The following is an 8,976-nucleotide window of genomic DNA, read 5'->3' as shown; positions in this document are numbered from 1 at the left end:
CTGATTTCAATAATGTCAAAGAACTCGATTGTCCCCTCTTTCCGGGGTTATTTGATTAATATTTAACTGGTCCCTATTTTAACGGGACACTAATGAACACAAGTATCTAATGTCACATATTCCATTACTCTCTACTATATGAGCATGATTATTAACCCAATATTTTCCATGAGCTAATTGAGCTATATCTTGCTTTTTGGATTTGAGATTTTCTCCATCTTCTGCTATAAGTAAATATGTTCCATCGAAGATATAATCATCAATATAATCAATAATACCTTGTGCACCATAATAAGGAAATCCCCCTTCTCGTGTTTTCCTTTCTGCTGAAGATAAAGGAATTCTTTTATAGTCTAAGATATTAACAACTTCTCCTAATCTATATTCTTTCCATTCTTCCATAATGAGCGTTAATCGTTTTGTTCGTAATAATATGAATAATCAATGCCCTTCATAAACATTTCTCTGTCGTCAATCTTTGTGGTGAGAGCTGGCAATACCAAAGATTTGATGTGCGTGCTGTCAGATACACTCTCACGCATGGCATTGAGATAATCATTTTTATCTATCTGACTCCAATCCACACATCTTTTGAGAGAACGCTTCAGCATTAGGTCCAGCCAAATGCGAGTGCTACGACCATTACCCTCCATAAAAGGATGGGCTACGTTCATCTCTACATACTTATCCATAATCTCATCAAAGGTAGTTTCGGGCATTCGTTCTATTGTTTGCAGAGTTTCGGGGAAGTGCATACAATTAGCAAAGGTAAAACCTCCTTTTGAGATATTCTTCGTGCGGGTTTGTCCAGCAAAGTCATACAATCCTCCAAAGAGATAAGCATGAATCTGTTGTAAACATTGTATGCTGCCTGGCTCAAGACTTTTCAGCAAACCACTTTCATATAACAGATATGCTTTCTTTCGACTTTGACCATCTAATGTATTATCACTATATGTAAACCAATCAAGGAACTCATTTGCTCGATTGTTAGGATAGTGCTTTGCTAATAAAGTCACTCCTTCACTATCAAGGACATCTGCAATACGCATCTTGCCATCTGGTGCTTCAAATTTAAACCTGTGAGTAGTACTCACGGGTTCAATGCCTTCTTGTTTTAACTTACGTTTTAGCCAACGCCAATAGTTACCTGCTTTGGTGTAGTCTGGCTCATCATTAATGGCACGCACAATGTCTGTCGCAGAAAACCACCAACAATTATTTTCTTCATCCCATACGGCACGTACTTCACGGTCGTTGAAGAAGCGAATTGATTTCTTATGTTGTTCTTTCTTCTCTTCCATAAATGGGAATTTAGTTGTTTATATCATTAATTACCAGCTCACCAGATATTAACTTGGGAAGGAGTGTATCACGCAATAGAGCTAGTTTTCTAATTTCGCACTCTTTTTCAATAATCTGGTCTAGAAATGGAGCCATTAAAGTATCTAATTTCTTCATTACACTATTATTGGGGAACAGAACTTCTGCTTTTTCCAGTTCTCCTCGTTTAATATGCCCCATAGTGACAGCCTTATCCTTTGCAATTCTAATAAAATTATCTAAATGATGTTTTGTCCAAAAATAGTAAAACCATTTAGGTGTTGTTTTTGAACTAACCTTGAAAAGATGTTGGTTAAGTCCACATTTTCCCCCACACCATATTTTCACCATAAGAGTACCTGACCATGAGAATATAACATCACCATCATATACCTTGTAATACGAATCAATTTCATTTGAACAAAAATCGGACGAAGAATCTATTCTGCCCTGTCCCAATTCTTTTATTTTTAATACTGGTAACCCCTTCTCGCCATTAATTGGACGATACTTCTGCATCGCAAGTCCATTCACATAATTAGCGGCATCTGCCAACGACCCGACAGAGAACTCACCTAAAAGTTCTGGGGTATCTATAAAATAATAATTGAACAATGCCTGAGCCTGTTGCTCTAAATTATCATTTATCCGGCGGTTCAGATCGATTTTATTGTCTATAGAAGAAAGGATGTCAGCAATACATTCCTGCTCTTCAAGAGAAGGATAAGGCATCTCAAATTCTCTTATTTGCTGTGCATTCAGATTTTGCTGTGCTCCACCATTTGCAAGCGATGCCAGATAAGCGTAATCATTACATAAAGCATAAAAAACAAACCTATAATCCGCTTTTGTAGAATCAATAGTAAGATTACAGCATGCTTGGTTAGTTGTCAAAGGAATTTGAGTAATAGCGGTTTTCCCCGCTGTTGCTCCATACATTGCGACAATTACAGATTTTGCAGGAATCCATTTGGCAGATGAATTATTTAACCCTTCGTCTGTTATTGTCTTTTCTGTTTTATAGATACGATTAAAGTTAATCTCTTTGGTGTTTAGCCAAGGAATAATCCCACCATAATATTCTTCAACGGTACTTTTAGGAGTTCCGCCACTACATATATTAGAGCAAATATGCTGTATTTCCATTCTATCGTATTCTTCCATATGAAATTATTTCAGTTTTTTATTTAGATAATTAATAAAAGAACTGCATGACACCAACATAAACAATGCTTCTTCTGAAGCTGGAGTATAAGTGCCCGTCTCATCCATCAAAGCGTGTCGGATTCCTGTATTAGGTTGATTCGTATATGCATACAACTTTTCAAATGCAACTTTCAAAATTTGAGGTATGACCAACCCTTTACCATTAATTTTATTAAGAGCCTCGCCTAATGTCTTCTCTCCTGTAACCTCACGGCAATACGCTTCAACGGCAGAAATAGATTCTTTAATAGAATTTCGATAATCCCCAGTAGGTCGTTGAGCATACAATTCCAAAGCTTTGCTCAAATGCATTCTTATATTGTGTGGAGAATCCTTCATAGAAGATTCTACGGCTGCAAGTTCTTCATCCGAAGTAATTTCGACTATTTCTGTATTAACAACCCTATATGCAAAATTTAATCGTTTAAATTCGAAGTTTAGTTGCTCAACAAACGAATGGAAAACAAACATACGCCTATCGTATTTTGTATCAAGAGTATGCAAATATTTGGCGGTGAATTCTATTAAGTCCAACTTTCTATACCAAGGGTTATTCTCATCCTCTACAAATTGCGTTGCAACAATATGATACCTTCTTCCTTCATAAAAGTTTCCCTCACGTTGATTAAGAAAATAGGTCCACAGATATTTCTCCATCTCAATATAGGGCGTATCACTATAGCATGTCCCGGCTTCTATGAAGACCTCTTTCAATTTATCATAGCATGAACAGATTGCATTTTGAATCTCAGGTGTGATTTTTTCTCTTATAATCACATCTGCTACCTTTATGTAATTGTATCTTTCTGAAAATAATTTCATATTATTTTATAAATGGGAATTTAGTTGTTTATATCATTAATTTTCAGCTCGCCAGACATCAGTTTGGGAAGAAGCGTATCACGAAGTGATGTTAAGCGCTTACTTTCGAGAAAAAGTTGTCCTTTTTTCTCGAATATAGGTGTTACAATCTCATTATATTCTGCTATTTTTTCAACAAAGACAACATTCATGGGCAGTTCTGCTATATGTTTAGGATAAATATGTGGCTGCGCAGAACCTACTTGTGCATCAAATATTTCCTTTTGTCTTTTCTTTAGCATGATATACCAAAAATATACATTTGGAGTTATCGAATCATCAATGTAAGAAGAATCTGAGGCCCAAACAGGAATATGCCATAAATTTATATACCCAGCATTAGCTCCTGATGCTGCTATTGTCAAAACAGGAGCAGTCGTATTGGCTTGGTTATGGTATGTTGCAGGTTCTATACCCCCAGCGACTACTGGTATATCTCCTTTTATTGCATTCTTGGAAAGGAGTCCTTTTCCGCGTTTAGGCATAATTAGATCCCCTATCATATTTTCTCCTTCAGTAACATGGGGAAACATTTCGTTGAACAACGCCTGAGCCTGTTGCTCTAAATTATCATTTATCCGCCTATTTTTATGAAATAGCGATTGATATGAGCTATATGTGTGATATGCTGTTTGCATTTTGATTTAACTGATGAATTTGCGGTGAGAGAGTTTGACGTTTGTTTGATTAACCATTGCATAGTGCATGGTTGTGTCAATTTTAACATGCCCAAGGAGTTTTTGCACTTGCTCCACGGGCATACCTTTATCTATAGCCATAGTCGCAAGTGTCCGACGGAACTTGTGTGGATGGACACGGACAATCTTTGAAAGCTTCCCAATCTTTCTTAATCTTGTCTCAACCCCTGATATTTGCAGTCGATTGTGTGGTTTGGCGAGAGACACGAACAATGCTTTGTTTCTGTCTTTCCGCTCTGCGAGGTATTGCTGTAGATGTATCTTTGCACGAGCATTGAAATACACGATACGTTCCTTGTTGCCTTTACCGAAAACGATACACTCACGCTCATTGAAGTTTATATCCTCACGATTGAGCTTTACAAGTTCTCCAACACGCATACCAGTAGAAGCCAAGAGGTCTATCATGGCTAAATCTCGTACCCTTGTACAGTTATCGCGCAGTTGTTCCAAATTTTCGTCAGTAAGGACTTCCTTAATCTGTGTTCCTGTCTTAACCTTGTGTATTCTACGTACAGGACTTTTAATGATGTAATCCTCATCCTCTAACCATGAAAAGAAAGATGAAAAGATACGACGGATATTGTCTATTGTAACTTTACTCGATTTGTGTTTCTGTTGAAATACAGCCAAATAAGCACGAATATCCTCTGTTGTATAGTTCGTAACTTTTTTAGGCATTTTCTTGAAAAGCTGATTGATGGTCGAACCATAATATTTTATGGTAGGTGTGGTGCAACCTTCAACTTGTTTAGCTGACAAGAATATCTCTAACAGACGTTCGTTAGATGCATTATTCTCTTGCATCTGCTCATCGTCTGCCGAAATAGTGTAGTTACTGATTACTTGCAGTAGTACACCATTGAGCTGTGCCATTTGTTCTACACTTAATATACCTGCCATTGCATTGCTAATTTCTAAAATCAATTTTTCTTTCATATTCTTCTATATTAATGAATTGATAATATGGAAGAACATGCAGTCATTTACTTGATTGTGAAGCCTATGCTTGCCAACTGTTTTCGTATCTCGTCCTCCAAATCATGAGATTGAGCAAATAAATCGGACAATTCGGTTGTGAGTTTATCCATCTTCTCTTGAAAAGGAATACCATCGTCTTCCTGTTCTGCTATGCCAACATAGCGTCCTGGCGTAAGAATATGATCTTGTTTTGCTACATCGTCAAGGGCTACAACTGCACAGAAGCCTTTTTCATTCTCAAGTTTACCATCATTATATTTATCAAAAGTGTCTGCAATTTTTTTAATGTCTGCCTCTTGGAGCTCACGAAGTTTGCGGGTAACCATTGTTCCCATGTTTCTTGCATCTACAAACAGAATTTTATCTTTCTGCTTCTTCTCACGATTGAGGAACCATAGAGAAACAGGAATACCTGTTGTATAAAATAACTGTGAGGGTAGTGCAACAATACCTTCTATCAAATCGGCCTTGATGATATTCTCACGAATAGTTCCTTCACCTCCTGTCTGTGAAGATAAAGAACCATTTGCCAATACCATACCTATTTTCCCTTGGGGGGATAAATGATGTATCATGTGTTGCAACCATGCAAAGTTGGCATTGCCAGATGGTGGAATGCCAAATTTCCAACGCACGTCGTCTTGCAACTTGTCTGCTCCCCAATCGCTAAGGTTGAATGGTGGATTAGCCAAAATAAAATCGGCTTTCAACGTTGGATGCTGGTCGTCAAAGAATGTATCTGCATTAAACTTACCCAGATCAGCCTCAATGCCTCGAATGGCAAGATTCATCTGAGCCATCTTCCATGTCGTTGGATTGCTGTCTTGACCATATACAGAAATATCTTTGATGTTGCCTTGATGCCTTTCTATGAATTTGGCAGACTGTACGAACATACCACCAGATCCGCATGCAGGGTCATATACTCGTCCGTGATAAGGTTTCAGTACTTCGACAAGTGTTTGAACAATACAAGCAGGTGTATAAAATTCTCCTGCTAATTTCCCTTCTGCTTCTGCAAATTTAGAAAGACAATATTCATATGTGCGTCCCAATATATCTTTGGAATCTCCATGTTCTTTCATTTGAATATTGGTAAATAAATCTACCACATCGCCCAAACGCCTTTTGTCTAATTCTGGTCGGGCGAAATTTTTGGGCAGAATACCTTTCAAACGGAGATTCTCCTTTTCAATAAGACGCATGGCATTGTCGATTATCGTACCTATTTCTGGTGTATGGGCTGCTTTTGCTACTACACTCCAACGTGCTTCTTGTGGGACAAAGAAAATATTATCCGCCATATATTCATCGCGGTCTTCCTCGAATCCTTCATTATTATTGACTAATTCTTGATATTTGGTTTCAAACTTATCGGAGATGTATTTTAGAAAAATCAATCCCAATACTACCGATTTGTATTCGGAAGCATCAAGATTGCCACGAAGCAAATCTGCTGCTTTCCATATTTCCTTTTCAAATCCAATATCAGCTGTATTTTGTTTTGCCATGATTCTTTTTTATTATGTCAGAACTTTATTCTTGATGTAAACCGAAAAACTTCTTATTACTCATCTGGGGTGTTAATCAATTCCTTTGGATTAACCTGCAAAATCTCTGCTATCTGAAATAGCAATTCTAGGCTTGGCTGTCGACGATTGCAAACGTAGGAGTTTACGATAGTGAAACTCTTACCGAGTTTCTCTGCAAGCCATGTTTGCTTAATCCCTTTCTCGATAAGCACCTCTTTAATTCTATTAGTTGGACTTTCCATAAATATTATATGATTGTTTGCAAATATAGTAAATTTTCTTGCATAAGAAATAAAAAAGAGGAGATATTTTCTCCTCCTTCAAAAGTCTTATATCTACAATTCTATTTGCCTTTCTTATTTTGTAGATTATTCTGCATTAGACTATCTGCTTTTGCTTTCAGTCCCACATTATAATCATCTGTATGTTTTTTGATCCTTTTAATTGTTGCAGTATTGCGATGAATATCGAACACATCATTGAGCCATAGGATTTCCTTTGGACCACATCCTCTCCATACTCTGATGATACGGAATTTCAAGGCATCGTCTTTGTATTGCTGTTTGCTTTGCCACAAGAAGTAGTTACCGACCAAAGAAATAAAACAGATGATAGACACAGCCACCACAGTAGTAAAGACTCTTGACGACTTGATGTCAAAGCTATGCCTGTGAAGCAGTTCCTGCGGTTGTGGATGTTCTTTCTGTTCCTGCCATTCGTGCAACATGGTCAAGACGCTTGCCACCAATTTGTCCATGGACTTAGCCTCCTCATCCTTGATGCGTACTTGTACTCCAATATACTTGTTAATCACGTCTTTTGTACGCTGTTCATACTGATTGAGCAATTCCTGTTCTTTCTGCTCATCACTTTGTGCTGGTGTAGATTGAACAGGGAGGGAAACAGAACCGTTCTCCTTTTCTTTCAACTCCTTTAGCTCCCTGTAAATTGTCTCCAGTTTGTTTTTGATTTCCTCAAAGAGGACAAATGTATTATTATCAGCCATAGTTATAAATGTATTTTACGTTTTTTCTTTTTCTTCTTTTTATCAAGTGTGTTGTAAACCTCCGCAGGGACAGTACCATGAGTTTGAAATAAATCCAATCCTCCTTCGATGAGCTCGTTGGCTATTTCGCTCGTAACACTTGCAACATTGGATATAAGATTTATCGTTCCTTGCATCTGCTGTTCGTGTTCCCTGTTATTTTGTTGCAGGGCAAAGTCTATCTTGGAATAACTGAAACCCCTATCCACCTTTGAACCGTTGAAACGATAACCGTTCTTTTCAAAGATGATACCCTGCACCTCCTGTGAGTTGCTTTTGAACTTAAAGCGGACATCAATATCTTGCTTTTTCAAGTGAGCAAGAAGGTCTTTCCAATTCCTGCACTGAGCAATCTCTGCTTTCAACGTCTGATAGATTTCATACTTGGTCTTGTCAGGTTCTTTTAAGCGATGTTCCTTGACATTCTCCTTACCACCAGCGAAGTACAAGCTATATTTAGCGGTCAGTTCCTTGCAAATCTTCTCACTTCTGAATCTGTCGTTACGATCAGAAATGGTCTTGCCGTTGTTATCTATTCGGTTAAAAGCTATATGCACATGAGGGTGCTCTTTGTCAAAGTGGCGACCGATAATGTACTGTGTATCTTTTATCCCCATCTTCTCCATATACTCACGAGCCATTTGTGCCATGAACTTGTTACTTAATTTGGAAGAATCCTGTACAGAGAAACTTAGGGAAATATGCCCTACAACCTTACCCACTCGTGGATTAAGTTCTGTTTGGGCGATGAAACTTTGGGCAATATGACTAATACTGTCTGTCCGCACTCCGGAACTATCTATAAGCTCCGTTCCTTTCTTCGGGTCAAGGATGTAATTGATTACACCCTTGAAGCCCGAACCTTTCATTATCTTTGCAATCATCTTCGTATCAGATTTAGGATTTCGTCAATCTTGATAACAATGTCTTTATGGAAAGGAGCAACGGCATGAAACCCTTCCGCATTGGCACGATGTGCCAACTGATTGAGATTATTTGCCATGCCACACAGCTTGCGGATGAAGTCTGCTTGCTCTATGGTCAGTCGTTCAATGACATTTCCTTTTGCAAGAACTTTTCTTACAAACTCACTCATGGTTACTCCTGCGCTTTTGGCTTTGCCTTTGAGCGTATAGTAATCCTGCGTATTCAGTTTCACCGTGATACGGTATTTCTTCTTTTCGGCTGCGCCCTTGGTTGGACGACCACCTTTTTTATATTCTGTTTTTATCATACTTGTTTCTTTTATTTGATTTGATGGAGACCTGCGGGATAATCCTCTGCAACGGCTGTTAGGAGGTGGAGCAAGTAGTTTTGGTATGCCCAAAAC

Annotated in this window: 11 protein-coding genes; all 11 read right to left on the bottom strand. The window is 38.1% G+C overall.

The genetic code is table 11. The features are described from left to right. Positions 1 to 78 precede the first annotated feature (78 nt). Complete coding sequence (locus tag C7379_RS10465; RefSeq protein ID WP_116617260.1) at positions 79 to 402, bottom strand: restriction endonuclease subunit S; 324 nt, start codon at positions 400 to 402, stop codon at positions 79 to 81. Between the two features lie 8 nt (positions 403 to 410). Beyond that, positions 411 to 1,304 carry a protein adenylyltransferase Fic gene (fic, locus tag C7379_RS10460; RefSeq protein ID WP_116617259.1) on the bottom strand — a complete coding sequence of 298 codons (894 nt, stop codon included), beginning with the start codon at positions 1,302 to 1,304 and terminating at the stop codon, positions 411 to 413. 10 nt (positions 1,305 to 1,314) lie between these two features. After that, complete coding sequence (locus tag C7379_RS13025; RefSeq protein ID WP_116617258.1) at positions 1,315 to 2,487, bottom strand: restriction endonuclease subunit S; 1,173 nt, start codon at positions 2,485 to 2,487, stop codon at positions 1,315 to 1,317. Between the two features lie 6 nt (positions 2,488 to 2,493). Next, positions 2,494 to 3,351, bottom strand: a complete 858-nt coding sequence (locus C7379_RS10450; RefSeq protein WP_116617257.1) for an AbiJ-NTD4 domain-containing protein — start codon at positions 3,349 to 3,351, stop codon at positions 2,494 to 2,496. A 20-nt stretch (positions 3,352 to 3,371) separates the two neighbouring features. After that, positions 3,372 to 4,028: a restriction endonuclease subunit S gene (locus tag C7379_RS13020; protein ID WP_116617256.1), complete on the bottom strand. Its 657-nt coding sequence runs from the start codon at positions 4,026 to 4,028 to the stop codon at positions 3,372 to 3,374. A gap of 6 nt (positions 4,029 to 4,034) precedes the next feature. Beyond that, entirely contained in the window at positions 4,035 to 5,027 is a 993-nt protein-coding gene (xerA, locus tag C7379_RS10440) for a site-specific tyrosine recombinase/integron integrase (RefSeq protein ID WP_036861327.1), read from the bottom strand. Positions 5,028 to 5,074: 47 nt separating this feature from the next. Beyond that, on the bottom strand, positions 5,075 to 6,580 hold the full coding sequence (locus C7379_RS10435) for a type I restriction-modification system subunit M (RefSeq protein ID WP_036861330.1): 1,506 nt from the start codon (positions 6,578 to 6,580) through the stop codon (positions 5,075 to 5,077). A gap of 56 nt (positions 6,581 to 6,636) precedes the next feature. Next, a complete protein-coding gene (locus C7379_RS10430; protein WP_004362600.1) occupies positions 6,637 to 6,843 on the bottom strand; it encodes a helix-turn-helix domain-containing protein in 207 nt (68 codons plus the stop codon). A gap of 101 nt (positions 6,844 to 6,944) precedes the next feature. Further along, positions 6,945 to 7,607: a hypothetical protein gene (locus C7379_RS10425; RefSeq protein ID WP_021902981.1), complete on the bottom strand. Its 663-nt coding sequence runs from the start codon at positions 7,605 to 7,607 to the stop codon at positions 6,945 to 6,947. A gap of 2 nt (positions 7,608 to 7,609) precedes the next feature. Next, the gene (locus tag C7379_RS10420) at positions 7,610 to 8,530 is read right to left on the bottom strand and encodes a relaxase/mobilization nuclease domain-containing protein (RefSeq protein WP_116617255.1); all 921 of its coding nucleotides are present in this window, start codon (positions 8,528 to 8,530) and stop codon (positions 7,610 to 7,612) included. Beyond that, positions 8,527 to 8,880, bottom strand: a complete 354-nt coding sequence (locus C7379_RS10415) for a plasmid mobilization protein (RefSeq protein ID WP_116617254.1) — start codon at positions 8,878 to 8,880, stop codon at positions 8,527 to 8,529. Before C7379_RS10415 ends, C7379_RS10420 begins: the two co-directional genes overlap by 4 nt. Between the last annotated feature and the right edge of the window lie 96 nt (positions 8,881 to 8,976).

It is taken from the genome of Hallella colorans, from assembly GCF_003096815.1.
GTDB lineage: Bacteria > Bacteroidota > Bacteroidia > Bacteroidales > Bacteroidaceae > Prevotella > Prevotella colorans.
The sequence above is the reverse complement of the archived record's forward strand: the minus strand, read 5'-3'. Positions and strand labels throughout refer to the sequence as shown.

Coding starts and splice junctions, on each gene's coding strand:
- C7379_RS10435 (WP_036861330.1), bottom strand. CDS start 6,580: ATGGCAAAACAAAATACAGCTGATATTGGATTTGAAAAGGAAATATGG.
- C7379_RS10425 (WP_021902981.1), bottom strand. CDS start 7,607: ATGGCTGATAATAATACATTTGTCCTCTTTGAGGAAATCAAAAACAAA.
- C7379_RS13025 (WP_116617258.1), bottom strand. CDS start 2,487: ATGGAAGAATACGATAGAATGGAAATACAGCATATTTGCTCTAATATA.
- C7379_RS10420 (WP_116617255.1), bottom strand. CDS start 8,530: ATGATTGCAAAGATAATGAAAGGTTCGGGCTTCAAGGGTGTAATCAAT.
- C7379_RS10450 (WP_116617257.1), bottom strand. CDS start 3,351: ATGAAATTATTTTCAGAAAGATACAATTACATAAAGGTAGCAGATGTG.
- fic (WP_116617259.1), bottom strand. CDS start 1,304: ATGGAAGAGAAGAAAGAACAACATAAGAAATCAATTCGCTTCTTCAAC.
- C7379_RS10430 (WP_004362600.1), bottom strand. CDS start 6,843: ATGGAAAGTCCAACTAATAGAATTAAAGAGGTGCTTATCGAGAAAGGG.
- C7379_RS10465 (WP_116617260.1), bottom strand. CDS start 402: ATGGAAGAATGGAAAGAATATAGATTAGGAGAAGTTGTTAATATCTTA.
- xerA (WP_036861327.1), bottom strand. CDS start 5,027: ATGAAAGAAAAATTGATTTTAGAAATTAGCAATGCAATGGCAGGTATA.
- C7379_RS13020 (WP_116617256.1), bottom strand. CDS start 4,028: ATGCAAACAGCATATCACACATATAGCTCATATCAATCGCTATTTCAT.
- C7379_RS10415 (WP_116617254.1), bottom strand. CDS start 8,880: ATGATAAAAACAGAATATAAAAAAGGTGGTCGTCCAACCAAGGGCGCA.